Consider the following 241-nt stretch of genomic DNA (forward strand, 5'->3'; position numbering starts at 1 on the left):
CGTAGATGGTGGTGTTGTACTGGTCATGGGAGCGCAGGGTCTGCAGGATCAGGTCGGGTTCGAGGCCGCTGTCGCGCACCTGTGCCGGCAACAGGTCGCGGGGCAGCGGGTTGGCGACGAAGTTGGCCTTGCCGCTGGCGGTGTTCCAGCGTCGTTCGCCGGCGGAGTTGCCGAGGTAGAAGCCACCGGGATGGCGGACGCGGCGGTTGAAGTCGGCGAAACCGGGGATGGTGTCGGCGAT

Annotated in this window: 1 protein-coding gene; it reads right to left on the reverse strand. The window is 67.2% G+C overall.

The genetic code is table 11. The features are described 5' to 3' along the window. Nucleotides 1-241, reverse strand: a 241-nt coding sequence (locus HMPREF0072_RS11535; RefSeq protein WP_211204239.1) for a hypothetical protein, incomplete at both ends; no start/stop codon positions are given.

This window comes from Anaerococcus lactolyticus ATCC 51172, from assembly GCF_000156575.1.
GTDB lineage: Bacteria > Bacillota > Clostridia > Tissierellales > Peptoniphilaceae > Anaerococcus > Anaerococcus lactolyticus.